This window comes from Streptomyces sp. NPDC036822 (assembly GCF_055609145.1).
Window position 1 is genome coordinate 93,021 of sequence record NZ_JBVJPY010000021.1, and the last position, 14,957, is coordinate 107,977.

The window sequence follows — 14,957 nt, forward strand, 5'->3', positions numbered from 1 at the left end:
CGTCGGCGTGACGTGACCACGGAACACGGGAGCTACAGGAGTTCCAGCAGGGCCCGGGCGGCGGGGCTGGTGGCCTGGGCAGGCGGCAGCAGGGCGACCGTCTCGTAGACCGCCTCGCCGGTGCCCTCCACGGGGAGGGCGCTCAGCGCCTCGCGCTTGTGCCGGAAGTGCCGTGGCACGGCGGCGATCCCGAGGTTCTCGTCCACCAGGTCAAGCAGGCTGTGCACGTCGTTCACCTCGAGGGCGACCTTGCGCCGCACGCCCGCCGCGGCGAAGGCGGCGTCCGTGGCCCGGCGCGGGCCCCAGTCCGGGTGGAAGTCCACGAAGACGTGCCCGGCGAGGTCGTCGGGCACGACGGCCGGACCGGCCGAAGCGAGCGGGTGCTCGGGGTGGCACAGCAGGGTCATCGGCTCGGTCGCGAGCGGCACCGAGCGCAGGTGGTCGGAGTCGGCTTGGGTGCGGTACGCGAAGGCCAGGTCGAGGCGGCCGGCGGCGACGTCGTCGGCCAGATCGAGGGAGCCCGACTGCCGCAGCCGGATCTCCACGTCCGGATGCCGTCGCCGGAACGCGGCCAGCAGCCCCGCCGCGTACACGCCGGCGATGCACTGCTCGGTGCCCAGCGCGAGCGTGCCGCGCAGTACGCCCTGCACCGCCGCCACTGCGTCGTGCGCCGCCCGCACCTGCGCCAGGATCCGCTCCGCCTCGCCCAGCAGCGCGCGGCCTGCCTCCGTCAGCGTCACCCGACGCGTGGACCGTACGAAGAGCGGCGCCCGCAGCTCCCGCTCCAGCGCGCGGATCGACGCCGACAGACCCGACTGGGAGACCATGAGCCGCTCGGCGGCGCGGGTGAAGTGCCTGTCCTCGGCGACGGCGACGAAGTGCTGAAGGTGACGCAGTTCCATGATTGAGCAGCCTAACCACTGAATCCCATCGGATTCTCCTGTTGGACCGATGGTCGCAGACCAGGGCAGATTGGGTGCAGCCCACTCCTGGGACCGCACCCCCTCATGCCATGGAGTCGTGTTGTACACCGCACACCCCGACCGTTACGCCGACATGCCCTACCGCCGCTCCGGACGCAGTGGCCTCCGGCTTCCCGCCCTGTCGCTGGGCCTGTGGCACAACTTCGGCCCGGACCGCACGGCCGAGACCCAGCGCGCCATCCTGCGCCGCGCCTTCGACCTCGGGATCACCCACTTCGACCTGGCGAACAACTACGGCCCTCCGCCCGGCGCGGCCGAGTCCGCGCTCGGTGGCTTCCTGAAGTCGGACTTCGCCCCCTACCGCGACGAACTGATCATCTCCACGAAGGCCGGATATCTGATGTGGCCGGGCCCGTACGGCGAATGGGGCTCGCGCAAGTCCCTGCTGTCGTCGCTCGACCAGAGCCTGGGCCGGCTGGGTCTGGACTATGTCGACGTCTTCTACTCGCACCGCTTCGACCCGGAGACTCCCCTGGAGGAGACGATGGGCGCCCTGCACTCGGCGGTCCAGCAGGGCAAGGCTCTCTACGTCGGTGTCTCCAACTACTCCGCCGAGCAGACCCGCGAGGCGGCGCGCATCCTCGGCGAGCTCGGCACCCCGCTGCTCATCCACCAGCCGCGCTACTCGATGCTCGACCGTCGTCCGGAGGAGCAGGGCCTGCTGGACGCGCTCGACGAACTCCGGGTCGGCTCCATCGCCTACTCCCCTCTGGAGCAGGGCCTGCTCACCGGGCGCTATCTGGACGGCATCCCCGAGGACTCGCGCGCCGCGAGTGACAGCCCCTTCCTGAACCGGGACGCCGTGACCGCGGACCTGGTGTCCCGGCTGCGCGCCCTGAACGACATCGCCGCGTCCCGGGGCCAGAGCCTCGCGCAGCTCGCCCTCGCCTGGGTGCTGCGCGGCGGGCGCGTGACGTCCGCCCTGGTCGGCGCGAGCAGCGCCCGTCAGCTCAAGGACAGCGTGGCCGCCCTCGGCAACCTCGACTTCGACGCCACGGAGCTGGCCCGTATCGACGCCGTGGTCAGGCCGTGAGCCGGCCTGTCGGTACGCGGTCCACCGGAGCGCGGTGACGGGAGCGCGCGGTCACAAGGTCACCCGGTCCGAAGCGCGGTGAAGGTGGCCTCGGAGAACCGGGTGACCTCACAGAATCCGAGCCTGCGGTAGAGCGCGACGGCCGTGGCGTTGTCCGCGCGGACGTTCAGCCCGATGTGGTCCACGCTCCGGCCGAGCCGGTGGCACAGCGCGGCCACGCAGGCTCCGCCCGCCCCCTGGCCCCGTACGTCGGGGTGCGTGGTGACGTTCCCGAGCGCGGCGACGCGGTAGGCGGGCGAGTAGACGTGCACCCCGGCGACGGCGACGAGCCGTCCGTCGAGTCGGGCGCCCACGTACTGGCCGGTGTCGAGCATCCGCTGGTCGAACCAGTTGCCCGGGTACGCCTGCTCGAACAGCGCGAGCAGCTCCGGCAGGTCGGCCCGGCCCAGCGGAGCGGGCCGCCAGGGACCGTCCTCGGGCGGGACCGCACGGCCCGGGTCGGTGAGCGCCATGCGCACCAGGGCGTCGTTCCGCTCCACCGCGTACGCCGACTCCAGGACCTTGGCTCCCGAACCCGTCAGGTGACCGAAGAAGCGCCGGGGCAGGACGGGCAACAGCGCACCGGCCAGCTCCTCCAGCTCCGCGGCCTGATCGGGGCGGGAGAAGGCGATCAGGGTCGGGATGTCGCCGACCGCGTACAGCAGCGCGACGGGGCCGCTGTCCGACACCGTGTACCAGGTGGTGTACGGCCACAACAGGTCGTCGAGGTCGCCCAGTTCCATCAGGTGCATCTCCGGGTCGCGCCTGAAGCGGGCGGCCAGGACGGATCGGTCGTGCAGGGTACGCAGGGTCACCCGCTCAGCCTACGGCGCCACGGCCCGGGTGTGGCGGCGGGCATGCTGCTAGCGTACATACCGAACGCTTGTTACGTACCCCGGAGAGCGAGGCCCCCATGTTCACGCTGCCGCTCGGCGACCACGCCCGGCTCCGCCCCCTGGAGCCCTGGCAGGCGCAGGAGTTCCTCGCCCACATTGACCGTTCCCGCGGCTCCGTGGATCCGTGGATCCCCTGGGCGACGTTCAGCACCGACCTCGCGTCCGCCACGGCCACCCTGCAGCGCTACGCCGACCGCCAGGCTCAGGACGCGGGACGGATCTACGGGATCTGGCTGGACGGCACGCTGGTCGGCGGTGTCATGTTCACCCGGTTCGACAGCGCCTCCGGGGTGTGCGAGGTCGGCTGCTGGACGGAGCCGGCCGGGGAGGGGCGGGGCCTGGTGACCCGGGCCTGCCGGGAGTTGATCGACTGGGCCCTCCGGGCGCGCGGGATGAGCCGCGTGGAATGGTGGGTGGCCGCCGGCAACACCCGCAGCATCGCGGTCGCGCGACGGCTGGGCATGAGCCGCGACGGCGTCCTGCGGAGTCATTCCTCGTACCGGGGCCGCCGGTACGACGTGGAGGTCTGGTCGCTCCTGGCCGACGAGTGGCCGCCGACGGGGGACGCGTCCAGGGCCGGTGACCGCGCCGAACTCGACCGGCTGATGGGTGTGTTCGTCGGCGCCTTCACCAACACGGGCGGCCGCAGGCCCGATCTCGACGTCATCCGCGAGGTCTTCGTCCCGCAGGGACGGATCATCGCGAACACCGGTGACGAGCCGGTCATCCACGATCTCGACGCGTTCATCGCGCCACGGCAGAAGATGCTCACGGACGGGACACTCACGGAGTTCTCCGAGTGGGAGGTCGCCGAGCGGACGGAGGTCGTGGGATCGGTCGCGCACCGGTTCAGCGAGTACCGCAAGTCCGGCTTCCACCACGGCGAGTGGTTCGAGGGCTCGGGCCACAAGACCACGCAGTTCGTCCGGACGCCGGCGGGGTGGAGGATGGCCTCGCTGGCCTGGGACGACGACCCCGCGCCCGCCGCCGGCTGACCGGGCGGCGGTCACTCGAAGAACTTCAGGCTCCAGCCGGTGTCCGCGTGCGGACCGGGCACGTCGGCCCGGCTGTACGTGGTGCCGCCCCACCAGCAGAACGTCCCCGTGTACCAGTACCTGTTGCCCCACGCGTAGGGCGTCCCCTTCGGCACGGCGTGGTACATCGAGGGGAACGCCGGCCCGGCCGGCGGGCTGGTACCGATGTCGCCGTCCAGGAGGACGAAGGTGTGGTGACCGGGTCCGTCGACCCGCAGGGTCGGATCCCAGCCGGCCATCATCGTTTCCCGGTGCGAGCCGAAGAGGCACCCGTTCGACTTGTACCAGTCCCATACGTACGTCGGGTCCCCGCCGGCCCGCAGCCGCAGGTCGGCCAGGCAGTACTGGTCGCTCCAGCTGCCGTTGGCGGAGTACACGATGTGCAGCTGTCCGTTCGGGTCCTTGATCGCCTCCGGGGCCTCGTTGATGTACGGATGGCCCACGACCCGCTCCCAGCTCTCCCGCGGCTGGGAGATGACGTACCGCGCTCCGGTCGGCGTGGTGGGGCTGCTCATGCGGGCGATGTAGAGGTTCTGCTCCACGTCGCTGTCTCCAGCCCAGCCGGACCAGACGAACCAGCGCTGGCCGCCGAAGGTGAAGAGAGTGCCGTCGATGGCCCACTTGTCGTCCGGGAGCGCGAGCTTGGTCGCGGGCGTGTAACCGCTGTCGGGGCTCGCCGAGCTGATCACGTACATCCGGTGGGCCTGGCGGACGCCGGCCGTGAAGTAGACGTAGTAGCGTCCGCCGTCGCGGACGATCTCCGGCGCCCACACCTCGCCCAGGTGGGCCGTGTCGCGCCAGATCTCCCGCGCCGGTGCCGCCGCGAGCCCGGTGGTGGACGCGGCCTGCCGCACGGCGATGCCACCGCCGGTCGACTCCACCGACACGTAGGTGCCGCCCACGCGCAGCACGCTCGGGTCGGCGGCCCGCAGGGAGGTCTGCCCCGCCCCGGCGAGTCCGGCCGCGGACAGGGCCGCCACCATCGCCAGGAACAGGGTCAGCGCCAGGGCGACTGCCCCGGAGCGGGGTCGGACACGCTTCATGGTCCCTCCCGTCGTGCCGTTCGACGCCGTTTACAACGATGGAAGCACGGGGGGAGCATCTCGGCCGATTGACGGTGTGCCAGTTCCCTGCGCGCCACGACACGGCGAGCGAATGATCGAGATTGTTCAGGCGGCTTGGTCTTATGAGCGCTTCCGCTGAGGAATGTTTCGTGTCAGGTTCCGCAGCACCTCGGTCCGGGCCGGGGAATGGGGCCCTCGCCCCACGTACGAGCCGCTCGTCGACTCCGCACGGCCCCCGCTCGACGACCGGCCGCCGACAGCAGCCGGAGCAGCCGGTCCCTCGAAGCGCCGTGGGCGCCCTGACGGGAAGCGGCACCCGGAGCTGAACCGGGACGACAGGGCGGGGTCCTTCCGGGCGCGGTGACGCCCGGAAGGACCCTTCGTCGTGCTCCGGCACCCGGTCAGGCGGTGTGCAGGGTCAGTCCGTAGCGGCCGAGGATCTCGTTGACGGGCTGGAACCACGTCTCGCCGCCGGAGGAGCAGTTGCCCCAGCCGCCGGACGTGACGCCCTGGGCCTGGTCACCGCTGATGAACGCGCCGCCGGAGTCACCGCCCTCCGCGCACACGCTGGTCTTCGTCATCTGGTGGACGGCGCCCTGGCTGTAGTTGACGGTCTCGTTCTTGGCCAGGACGGTGCCGCAGTGCCACCGCGTGGTGGAGCCGGAGCGGCAGATCGACGCGCCCACGGGCGCCTCGGCGGAGCCGCGCACCAGCCGGTCCGGGACGGTGCCCCAGCCGAGCACCACCGGGACCGTCCACCAGCCGCTGTGGATGCTCACGTACGCGTAGTCGTCGCCGGGGAACGAGGAGCCCTGGAAGGTGCCCATGGCGGATCCGTCCCAGCCGCGCACCGCCGCCCCGGCCCGTCCACAGTGCCCGGCGGTCACGAAACCGCCGTGCACGGAGAAGCCGATCGAGCAGCGGACGTTGCCGGTGTAGTAGGGGTCGCCGCCGACGGTTCCGGCGGCGTACGTACGGGGCGCGGCGGCGGTCTCGGCCGTGGTGACGGGGCCGGCGGCGCGGGCCTTCGCCACGAAGGCGCGGACGGCGGGCGCGTTCCGCTCGGCGCCCACGACCGTGACGACGACGCTGTTGGAGCGGGGGTCGACGTGCCAGCCGGCCACGCCCGCCGGGGCGGAGAGCGCGTCCAGTCGCGCCTTTGCCCGGTCCAGCGCGGCGGCGCCGTGCCGGACGATCCGGGTGTCGGCGCCGAGCGCGCGCACCTCGGCCTCCTCGGTGCGGTCGGTGAGGGCGATGACGAGTCGTCCCGTGGCCGGCTCGAACCACGACCCGGCGTAGTCGTCGCCCGCGGCCTTCCGGGCGGGCGTCTCCACGGCCCTCGCGGCCTTCTCCGCCCGCAGCCGCTCCTCCGCCTGCGCTGCGGTCAGTCCGAAGTCGTGGCGCAGGGCGTCGAGCAGGCCGTCCGAGGCGGACGGGGCGGACGGGCGCGGCTCGGGCAGGGGGGCGGCGTTCGCGATGCCCGCGGAGCCGAGGCCGAGGACGAGCATCAGCGCCGCGGCGGCGGAGCGAAGGGGCATGGTGCGTGTCACGAGACCTCCTGATGTGGGGGCGCGGAAAGCGTGAGAGCGCTCTCAGGTGTTCGGCGACCACGGTAGGCCCCGAGAGCATGACAGGTCCATACCAAGTTTCGGCCGTCGGACGCCCGGCCCTCACGCCCCGGCCGCGGACACGCCGGGGCCCTGGTGCGCGCCGGGTCGGCTCGCGCACCGGGGATCCCGGGCCGCCCGGCTCTCACCGCGCGGCCCCGCGAGCCGTCCTCAGGGACGCTCGGACGTGTGGAGAGCGGCCACCTCCTCCAAGCCCCATGCCGCCGGCGCCCGCACCGACCCACCGACGGCTCCCTCCTCAAAGGGGGATGTGCCAGCAGAACACCAGGGCGAGACGCCGTGGCAGAGCCTCGTCGCCCGCCTGGTGGAGGTGGTGCGGGAGGTGAGGGCCTGGGCCGCTCGCGCGGCGGGTTCACCACCAAGCTTCACCTGAGCGCGGACGGCCGCTGTCGCCCGCTCTCTTTGATCGTCACCCCAGGCCAGCGGGCGGACCGCACCCAGTTCAAGCCAGTGCTGGAGAAGATCCGCGTCCCGAAGTCCGGCCCGGGTAGACCACGCAAGACGCCGGACAGCGTCGCGGCCGACAAGGCATACAGCAACGGCCCCTGCCGCGAGTACCTGCGGCGCCGGGGCATCCCGCACACGATCCCGGAGAAGACCGACAGCCAGGCCGCCCGCCTACGCAAAGGCTCACGCGGCGGACGACCACCCGGCTTCGACGAGGACCGGCACAAGAAACGCAATACCGTCGAACGGGCCACAACCGGCTCAAGCAGCACCGAGCCGTCGCCACCCGCTACGACAAACGCCGTTACGTCTACCTCGGCACCGCGACCGCCGCAGCCCTCACCATCTGGCTCCGAACGTGACCTCTCGGGCAAGTCCAGGGCGGCGAACTCCGCGTACGGAAGGAGCCCCGACGGCTCCGGGTCCCAAACCCGATTGTCCTCGGTACCCGGCACGGTGTGACATGTGGGCATGAGCAGAATGGCGCAGGTCATCGTGTTGGCACGATACGAGGACGAGGTGATGGAGCCGCTGACGCGGCCGGACGAGGCCCGCACCTGGCACGGCTGCTTCGTGCAGATCCCCTGGTTCGTAGGGGGCTGGTACATCGAGTTCGAGCGATGGAACCGGCGCCGTGGCGTCCTCAAGGACCTAGAGTCCCTGCCGTGGAACGAGCCCGCCTGCGTGCAGGTCATGCTGCACGACGAGGACGACGACCTGTTCGGTCTGTGGATGTTCCGCGGCGGAGTCCTCGTCGAAGTGGGCATCCCCGGCACCCAGCGGGTGCACATCGCTGCCCCGCCACGGGACGTGGACCCCGGCTTCCTGGTCCGGACCGGCCTGGGCAGGGGAGAGGACCGGCACTCGCCAGAGCACGTACAAGACCCGCGGTCGTGCTGGTGACCCGGTGCGGACCGGGGCCGGACAGGTACAGAAGTCGCCGTTGCCGGTCTGACAAGGGGATCGGCGGAGGACTGCACCGTGGCCGGCAGTGAACCCTGGAGGTGAGCCGTCGTCCTGCTGACGACTTCTCAGCTTGTCGCTGACCATGGGCCGGTGTCGTCAGGGCGACGGTGGAAATACCCGTCCTTGCTCGTCCGTGGCTTCCCCTCGTGTGAGCTGCCGAGGCATGGACCGCATGGGTGTCCTTGGTCGGAGCACAGGAGTCGGCGAAGCCCGTTTCTCTGGGATCTGCATAGGGGTGATCACGTTCGGAACGTCGGTCGAGGCCGGCCGGAAGGGCTCACGCCGAGGAGAGGGCTGAACTCGCTGTTCAGCTCGCCCCGCCTCGGCGTTCAATCACTGGTCGCCCACCAGTCGACTCTAGGCCGGTATCTCAGGTAACTCTAGGCCGGCCGTTCAGACGAGCTGATAGTCGAACCAGATGCGATGCGTGCCATCAGTGTCGACGGCCATCCCGCCGGCTCCGGAGATTCCAGCCAGCTCACCGGTGCCGCTTGAGGGCACGATGGTGAAGAACTCCGCGGTGCGGTCGCTGCCGAATGTTGTCGCCGAGTGCACAAAGTTGAAGGAACCCTCCCGGCCGTGCAGCGAACCCTCGAATGACTCCATGGCGACATAGGTGCCGACGCCGGTCGTCTGGTCGAACGCGGCGGTGAACAGGGTCGCCGAGCGTCCGACGGCCTCTCCCTCGAAGTGCTTCTCCATCGTCGCGACACTCACCGGCAGCCTAGTGGGCACAGCCGGCTCGGGCTTCAACTCGGTCGGGACGAAAGCTTTGACGGTGAACGTTCCAGCAGCTCTCATGTACCGACCGTACCGAGGCGGTCTGACAACCGTGGCTGGAAGAAGGAAGCTGTCCGGCCCCCAAGGGCAACAGAGACTCTGACCACATGCTAAGAGGCCGGTCGCGAAGCTGACTACCGAACCGGGCAGGGTCGAGGCCTTGGCGGAACTGATCACGCGCGCCATGTGGCGCGCTGCCCGAAAGGTGCCGGACAACCTGTTGTCTTACCACCCGCCGAGTCGTCTACCTCATGTCGGTCACGCCCTACCGGACGGGCCGGGAAGGGTGGCGAGTTCGCTCAGGACGCGGGCCGCCGGTGCCGGGTCGACCAGCCACTTCAGGTGGCTGCCTTCCAGTGTGCGGACGTCGTAGGGGTTGTCGGGCGTCAGCTCGTCGCCCTCGCGGATCAGGCGGTCCTGGAGGGCGAGAGGCAGGCTCGCGTCGTCGGCCAGGCGGATGTAGGTCTTCGGGATGCGGCCCCAGGTCGCGGCCTGCGCCCGGTCCGCGGAGCCGCCGACGTCCAGGTTCTCGTCGGGCTGGAAGGTGTTGAGGAAGGTGAGGAACTGCTCGTCGGTGCCGTCGGCGAAGAACGCCGCCCTGAACGCCGCGAGCGCGCCCGGGTCCGCGGTGCGGAAGTTGACCCGGAGCAGGCCGAGTTCGGCAGGATTACCGGCCAGTGCCGAGGCGAAGGCGGCGGGGTCGACCGTGGCCATCTCCGGTTCGCTGTAGTAGTCGTTGACGTCGAGACGGACCGGGCACCAGGCCGCGACGTAGACGATGCGGTCGATCAGGTCCGGGCGTGCGTTGGCCGCGGCCGTGACCGTGGCGCCGCCCCGGCTGTGGGCGACGAGGATCACCGGGCCGTTCCGTTTGGCCCGCTCGAGGATCCCTATGAGATGCGCGACGTTGTCGGCGAGGGTGACGCCCTTGATCGTGCCGGGCGCCGTGGCGAGCCCCTCCGGGTCCTGCGGTGACTGGTAGGCGTGGGTGAACGTCGCCTGGAACCCGTGGCCCGGCAGGTCGACGGCGACCGAACGGTGTCCCAGGAGGCCGAGTTCGGCCTGGAGGGGCGCGAAGGAGAAGGAGTTCGCGAAGGCTCCGTGCACCAGTACGTACGTAGGTTGCATGTGTTTCTCTCTTTCTGGCTGCCGCGGGGCGGCGGCTATTCCGGGCCCCCCGGGTGTGAGGGTCGTCTTGAGTGCGCGGCCTGTCCGTGGCCTACGGGATCACTCCGAGGTCCGGCGCAGGACCAGGCAGAGGAAGCCGAAGCTGTCTCGGTATCCGTGCAGCCACTCGGAACGCGCGGCGGTGGCTGTTTCCAGGGCCTGTGCGCTGGCTGGGTCGGCGGGGTGGTCCAGAGCCCAGGAGGCCAGTGAGCCCCAGCAGGACCACTCATAGGCATCCAGCTCACTGCGGGTGCTGACGTGGCCGTGGACGGGGGTCCATCCGTCGGCTACGACGTGGTCCACGGTGGTCGCCAGGTCGGCGAGGTCGCCGAACATCTCGACGGCCTCCGGTGAAGGGGTGCGGTCCCAGAACGACTCGCCGATCAGGACGCGGCCGCCGGGGGCCAGGTGGTCGCGGGCTGCCGCGAGGGTGGGGAGAAGGCCGCCGAAGGCATGGGTGGCGCCGATGCTGATCACCAGGTCGAACGGCTGCGCAGAGACGAAGTCAGCGGCTTCCTGCCGGTGGAGGACCAGGCGCTCGTCGACCTCGCGTTCGCTCGCTGCCCGGCGAGCCTGCCGAAGGGCTACTTCGGAGACGTCGACGCCCTCGGCGCGCAGGTGCGGGCGTGTCGTGAGGGCGCGCAGAAGCCATTCCGCCGTGCCGCATCCCAGGTCGAGCACGCGCTCGTCGCCTCGCGGGAGACCGTGTTCGAGGAGGCGGCCGACCGAGTCGTCGTCGAGTGGAGACTTGATCGGGTGGTCGGCGTGAGCGATCGCGGAGATCTGTTCGCGGCTCATCGGCGCGGTGGGACCTGTGTCGAGGAGCAGCTTGGAGGCCACGGCCGCCCCGTCGGTGCGGATCGTGCCGGCGACGGCCGTCGCCCGTGCTTGGGTCTCGGGAGCCAGGGCCGTCCTGAGCGCGGCCGACAGGGATTCGAAGGTCGGCGTCGGGCCGTCGTGTGCCGCGCCGATACCCAGGTCGGCCACGCGGGCGGCCCAGTGCGGCTGGTCCACGAACTGGGGCACCACCACCTGGGGCGCACCGGCTCGGGCGGCGGTGGTCGTGGTGCCCGCGCCTCCGTGGTGGACGACGGCCGCGACCCGGCGGAAGAGGAGCTGGTGGTTGACGTCGCCGACTGCGAAACAGTCCTCCGAGTCGTCCACGAGGCCCAGTTCCGCCCAGCCGCGGGAGACGAGCACACGGCGGCCCTGCGCGCGGGCCGCCTCGACGGTCGTGTGGGCGATGTCGGTGGCCGTGCTCATGGGCATGCTGCCGAAGCCGACGTACACCGGTGGTGTGCCGGAGTCCAGGAACGTTTCCAGATCGGCGGGCAGGGGGCGCTCGTCGGGCAGGATCCAGGCGCCGGTCTGCACGAGGTCGAGGTTGGTCAGCTGCTCCCACGGCCCCAGGACCGGGTCCACCGCGAGCCACGGCCGTTCGGTGAAGACGTGGTCGCGGACGTTGTCGACCGGTGGCAGACCGATCGCCGCGCGATGGGTGTTGAGGGGCTGGAGGTAAAGGGCGTTGACCTTCTGGGCGTCCAGGTCCCACAGCGCCTGGTTGTCGGTCATGTCGGGCGGCACCGGCGGGCCGGGCCGCCCCGACGGCCGGTAGTGCGCGGAGGGCATCTCGAAGGGGTGGAAGCCGGCGTACACATAGCGGATGCCGAGCTTCTCGGCCACCGAGCGGGCGCCGGCCGGCATCAGACCGCTGGCCACCAGCACGTCGCAGCCCTCGGCCGCCTTGCCGACCGTTTCGAAGTGCGCGGTGACCAACTCGGCTGCGAACGCGGCCGCGTCCGAGGGCGGTGCTCCCGTCCGCAGCGCGCGCACGTTCCGTCCGAAGGGCACGTGCTCCGCGCCGACACCGGTCAGCAGTTCCTTGAATTCCTGGTCCGGTGGTGCGCACACGCGTACCTCTGCGCCGAGGCTCCTCAATTGCACCGCCAGTCCCGCCAGCGGCGCGATGTCGCCGCGTGATCCATACGCCATCAGCAGCACGCGCATGTTGTGTCTCTCATTTCTGTGGATGCCGGCCCTCGGCCGGTGGTTTTCGAGGAAGAGGTCCGGTCGTTGTCGAGATCTGCGGGGTCGGAGGAGGCCCGTTCGCGGGAGCTGGTCATCGTGCCCAGGGCAGTTCGCGGGTGCCCTCGGTGCCGGGAACGGAAGCGACTCCGTCGCAGCGCATCGAGACGTGGGCTTCGGCCCGTTCGGGGGCATGGATCTGGCGGACGACGCCGGACGGGAGGACGAGGCTCTGGCCGGCCGTGACCGTGTGGGTGTGGCCGTTGCAGGTCGCTTCCAGGGTGCCTTCGGTGACTGTCCAGACCTGCTCTCGGTTGACGGAGTGCTCGGGTCCGGTCGCCCCGGCGTCCTGGGCGACCGTCCAGGTGCTGAGTTCGGTGCTGCCGCGGCTGGGAGCCGCGAGACCGGTCATGGTCGCGTTCGGGGAGACGGTGATGTGCTCGGCCTTGGGGGTGATCACATGCACGGCGGTGTCCGTGTCCGGCTCGGCCGAGGGGCCTGGGGAGGCCCACTCGACGAGCTGGACGACGACCCCGCTGGGGTCGGTCATCTGGAAGAGGCGCTCGCCCCAGGGCTCTTCGCGCAGCGGCATGGTGATGGGGGCACCGGCAGCGCGCAGCCGGGTCTCCTCGGCGTCGAGGTCGGTGACCGTGAACGCGAGGATCAGGCCGCCCGCCTCCCGGTCGCGCTGCTCGGCGGGCAGGACCTCGGTGCCCTTGCGGAGCAGGACGATGTCGACGGCGGCATCCTGGCGGGTCAGGGCGGCGAAGCCGTCGTTGGCCATCGCCACTTCGTAGCCGAGGTGGGTGCAAAGGAAGTCCCGGGAGCCGTCGACGTCGGCGACGGTCAGGGACAGGGTGGAAGTGGAAACGTTCACGGCAGCTCCTTTGGCCGGTGTGCAAGGGGGGACGAGCCGGGGGTGTCCGTTGCTCTCACGGCGTGGGCACGTCGAGCTGGAACTCGCGGGTACGCCGGTAGGGGCGGAAGCCCAGGCGATGGTTGACGGCGAGCATGTGGACGTTGTCGTCGGCGTTGTCCGTCTCGATCTCGACGACGCCAGGGTGCTCGGCGCGCAGCCGGCGCGCCATGGCGGCCTTGACCCACAACCCGAGGCCGTGGCCGCGGTGGGCGGGCACGACCGCCGTGTCATATTGCTGGACCCGCGGCGGCGCTCCCCGGGGGATCAGGATCTCGGTGTAGCCGGCCACGGCGCCGTCGTCGTGGACCGCGGCGATGGTCAGCAGGGTGTCGCCGCGGTCAGCGACCACCTTGCCCATGGCGCATACGCGTTCGGCGTCCCACGCCACGCTGCCGTAGTCCAGGTCGCCGACGGGCATGTCGTTCATCGCGTTCTTGGCCGCGGCGAATGCGTCAGCGAGCTCGTCGGGAACCGTGCCGGTCCAACCGGTCAGGCGGTAGCCGGGGTGCTCAGCATCGGCGATCAGGAGCAATTCGGCCGCGTCGAGTTCGGCGAGGCGCAGGATTTGGTGATTGAGGGTGAGTGCCCGGCGAAAGCCATGGCGCTCGCTGAACGCCTCGCCCGGGCTGTCTGCCGGCGCTGTCGCGAGGAGGCTGCGCCGCCCCTCGGTGCGGCAGGCGGCTACGACCGCCGACAGGAGAAGGGAGCCGGTTCCCAGGAGCCGGTGGGCGGGATCGACGTGGAGTTCCAGTTCGGCCAGGTGCTGCTGGCCCGGTGAGGTGAACAGCCGCAGACCTGCGACCGCGACGGTGGCGCCGTCCGCCGCGGTGGCGAGCCAGGCCAGTCGGCGGCTGGCGAGCGCGGGCTGGGTGAGCTGGGCGTGGATCTGTCCGAGGCTGGGAGCCGGTACTCCGGGCATGTCGTGGGCCGTCGAGGCGGCGACGACCTGGTGCCACGCGGCGGCTTCGGGGTCCGAGGCGCGCAGGAGCGGCATGACGTGTGCAGGTGGGGACACTGTGATGGCTTTCGTGGTTAAGGGCCGCAGAGCGAATTCCGCGGGAGGCTGGACCGCGAGGGCGGCGGGTGATGCAGGTGTGTCAGGCCGTGGTGCCTCGGCCCCAGCGGTCCAGCGCGGTGTAGGCGGGGATCCATCGGGTGGTGCAGGCGGTGTACGCGTGCGCGGGCAGCTGGGCGAGGAGCGTGGCCCTGGTCTGCTTGTCGGCGCCGTCCAGGAGCCACGGCAGCAGAAGTGGTGCGTCCTTGCCGATGTTCTGGGCATGGACGTCGCTGAAATGGGCCCACTGTTCGGCGGTCAGCGTCTGCCGGATCATCGGGAAGACCGCGTCCTCCTCGTGCTTGAGGTGTCCGGTCAGGCCGCGGGTCAGCGCGTCGGTGAGCTGGCCCAGTCGCAACGGGTCGCCTCCGGGCCCGGTCAGCAGCTCGTCGATGGCGTGGATCACCGGAGCGATGGCGGCGTGCTCGGCCTCCATCACCTCCAGTAGCGCCAGGTCCTTCGGGCGGCCGGCCAGATTCTGACGCAGTGACGGCCACAGCGAGCTGTCCTCGGCAGCGTGGTGCGCGCGGAGGCCCTGCTTGAGCAAGGTCCATCCGGCAGCGGTGGCCAGTACGCGCACGGGGTCACGGTTCGCGGCGGTGGTGACCCGGTCGAGCTGGGCCAGGTCCCGGCGTAGGGCGCCATGCGTCGCGTACATCACGGTCAGGTCGATGCCGTCGCTCATCGGGCCGGACAACTACGGCGTTGTTGCCGAATCTTCATACGTCTGTGCATGCCTTAAAGATCTTGCGGTCCGTGCATATGATCAAGCCAGACTTCTACGCGGTTCGATAACCGCTGGGTTATCGACACAGGGGGCGGGGGCCGGTGGAGCTGCGGGACATCGAAATATTCCTGGTACTGGCGGAGGAGCTGCACTTCGGCCGGACCGCGCAGCGGCTGCACGTCTCCCAGGCACGCG

At 70.8% G+C, this 14,957-nt stretch carries 14 protein-coding genes and 2 pseudogenes; 5 read left to right on the forward strand and 11 right to left on the reverse strand.

What is annotated here, in order from left to right:
* Positions 1 to 32: 32 nt before the first annotated feature.
* Positions 33 to 902, reverse strand: coding sequence for a LysR family transcriptional regulator (locus tag ACZ68P_RS31640; RefSeq protein ID WP_471012284.1), 870 nt, complete (start codon positions 900 to 902; stop codon positions 33 to 35).
* 121 nt (positions 903 to 1,023) lie between these two features.
* Between ACZ68P_RS31640 and mgrA the strand changes: the two genes are divergently transcribed.
* Positions 1,024 to 2,016 carry an L-glyceraldehyde 3-phosphate reductase gene (gene mgrA / locus ACZ68P_RS31645; RefSeq protein WP_471012323.1) on the forward strand — a complete coding sequence of 331 codons (993 nt, stop codon included), beginning with the start codon at positions 1,024 to 1,026 and terminating at the stop codon, positions 2,014 to 2,016.
* Positions 2,017 to 2,075: 59 nt separating this feature from the next.
* On the opposite strand, the gene ACZ68P_RS31650 is transcribed toward mgrA, so the two are convergent.
* Positions 2,076 to 2,870 (reverse strand): GNAT family N-acetyltransferase, encoded by a 795-nt coding sequence (locus ACZ68P_RS31650; protein ID WP_471012288.1) that lies wholly within the window; start codon positions 2,868 to 2,870, stop codon positions 2,076 to 2,078.
* Positions 2,871 to 2,968: 98 nt separating this feature from the next.
* On the opposite strand from ACZ68P_RS31650, the gene ACZ68P_RS31655 reads away from it, so the two are divergent.
* Entirely contained in the window at positions 2,969 to 3,946 is a 978-nt protein-coding gene (locus tag ACZ68P_RS31655) for a GNAT family N-acetyltransferase (protein ID WP_471012292.1), read from the forward strand.
* A gap of 11 nt (positions 3,947 to 3,957) precedes the next feature.
* On the opposite strand, the gene ACZ68P_RS31660 is transcribed toward ACZ68P_RS31655, so the two are convergent.
* Both ACZ68P_RS31660 and ACZ68P_RS31665 read right to left on the reverse strand, forming a co-directional pair.
* On the reverse strand, positions 3,958 to 5,028 hold the full coding sequence (locus ACZ68P_RS31660) for a glycoside hydrolase family 43 protein (protein WP_471012294.1): 1,071 nt from the start codon (positions 5,026 to 5,028) through the stop codon (positions 3,958 to 3,960).
* A gap of 422 nt (positions 5,029 to 5,450) precedes the next feature.
* On the reverse strand, positions 5,451 to 6,599 hold the full coding sequence (locus ACZ68P_RS31665; RefSeq protein WP_471012296.1) for a S1 family peptidase: 1,149 nt from the start codon (positions 6,597 to 6,599) through the stop codon (positions 5,451 to 5,453).
* 402 nt (positions 6,600 to 7,001) lie between these two features.
* Between ACZ68P_RS31665 and ACZ68P_RS31670 the strand changes: the two are divergent.
* Together ACZ68P_RS31670 and ACZ68P_RS31675 are read left to right on the forward strand one after the other, a co-directional pair.
* A pseudogene (locus tag ACZ68P_RS31670) lies at positions 7,002 to 7,486 on the forward strand (IS5 family transposase); the annotation flags it as partial.
* A gap of 109 nt (positions 7,487 to 7,595) precedes the next feature.
* The gene (locus ACZ68P_RS31675) at positions 7,596 to 8,027 is read left to right on the forward strand and encodes a hypothetical protein (RefSeq protein WP_471012299.1); all 432 of its coding nucleotides are present in this window, start codon (positions 7,596 to 7,598) and stop codon (positions 8,025 to 8,027) included.
* Positions 8,028 to 8,483: 456 nt separating this feature from the next.
* On the opposite strand, the gene ACZ68P_RS31680 is transcribed toward ACZ68P_RS31675, so the two are convergent.
* From ACZ68P_RS31680 to ACZ68P_RS31710, 7 genes and pseudogenes are all read right to left on the reverse strand, one after another.
* On the reverse strand, positions 8,484 to 8,891 hold the full coding sequence (locus ACZ68P_RS31680; protein ID WP_471012301.1) for a DUF3224 domain-containing protein: 408 nt from the start codon (positions 8,889 to 8,891) through the stop codon (positions 8,484 to 8,486).
* Between the two features lie 237 nt (positions 8,892 to 9,128).
* Positions 9,129 to 9,998: an alpha/beta fold hydrolase gene (locus tag ACZ68P_RS31685; protein ID WP_471012302.1), complete on the reverse strand. Its 870-nt coding sequence runs from the start codon at positions 9,996 to 9,998 to the stop codon at positions 9,129 to 9,131.
* A 99-nt stretch (positions 9,999 to 10,097) separates the two neighbouring features.
* Positions 10,098 to 10,835: an SAM-dependent methyltransferase gene (locus tag ACZ68P_RS31690; protein WP_471012326.1), complete on the reverse strand. Its 738-nt coding sequence runs from the start codon at positions 10,833 to 10,835 to the stop codon at positions 10,098 to 10,100.
* An 18-nt stretch (positions 10,836 to 10,853) separates the two neighbouring features.
* Positions 10,854 to 12,044 (reverse strand): annotated as a pseudogene (locus ACZ68P_RS31695) (glycosyltransferase); the annotation flags it as partial.
* 112 nt (positions 12,045 to 12,156) lie between these two features.
* A complete protein-coding gene (locus ACZ68P_RS31700; RefSeq protein WP_471012303.1) occupies positions 12,157 to 12,939 on the reverse strand; it encodes a VOC family protein in 783 nt (260 codons plus the stop codon).
* Between the two features lie 55 nt (positions 12,940 to 12,994).
* Positions 12,995 to 13,975: a GNAT family N-acetyltransferase gene (locus tag ACZ68P_RS31705; protein WP_471012305.1), complete on the reverse strand. Its 981-nt coding sequence runs from the start codon at positions 13,973 to 13,975 to the stop codon at positions 12,995 to 12,997.
* A gap of 103 nt (positions 13,976 to 14,078) precedes the next feature.
* A complete protein-coding gene (locus ACZ68P_RS31710; RefSeq protein ID WP_471012307.1) occupies positions 14,079 to 14,720 on the reverse strand; it encodes a hemerythrin domain-containing protein in 642 nt (213 codons plus the stop codon).
* A gap of 143 nt (positions 14,721 to 14,863) precedes the next feature.
* On the opposite strand from ACZ68P_RS31710, the gene ACZ68P_RS31715 reads away from it, so the two are divergent.
* Positions 14,864 to 14,957 (forward strand): LysR family transcriptional regulator (locus ACZ68P_RS31715; protein ID WP_471012329.1); only part of this gene is annotated, 94 nt, incomplete at its 3' end.

Coding starts and splice junctions, on each gene's coding strand:
- ACZ68P_RS31640 (WP_471012284.1), bottom strand. CDS start 902: ATGGAACTGCGTCACCTTCAGCACTTCGTCGCCGTCGCCGAGGACAGG.
- ACZ68P_RS31655 (WP_471012292.1), top strand. CDS start 2,969: ATGTTCACGCTGCCGCTCGGCGACCACGCCCGGCTCCGCCCCCTGGAG.
- ACZ68P_RS31660 (WP_471012294.1), bottom strand. CDS start 5,028: ATGAAGCGTGTCCGACCCCGCTCCGGGGCAGTCGCCCTGGCGCTGACC.
- ACZ68P_RS31675 (WP_471012299.1), top strand. CDS start 7,596: ATGAGCAGAATGGCGCAGGTCATCGTGTTGGCACGATACGAGGACGAG.
- ACZ68P_RS31680 (WP_471012301.1), bottom strand. CDS start 8,891: ATGAGAGCTGCTGGAACGTTCACCGTCAAAGCTTTCGTCCCGACCGAG.
- ACZ68P_RS31685 (WP_471012302.1), bottom strand. CDS start 9,998: ATGCAACCTACGTACGTACTGGTGCACGGAGCCTTCGCGAACTCCTTC.
- ACZ68P_RS31690 (WP_471012326.1), bottom strand. CDS start 10,835: ATGAGCCGCGAACAGATCTCCGCGATCGCTCACGCCGACCACCCGATC.
- ACZ68P_RS31705 (WP_471012305.1), bottom strand. CDS start 13,975: ATGCCGCTCCTGCGCGCCTCGGACCCCGAAGCCGCCGCGTGGCACCAG.
- ACZ68P_RS31710 (WP_471012307.1), bottom strand. CDS start 14,720: ATGAGCGACGGCATCGACCTGACCGTGATGTACGCGACGCATGGCGCC.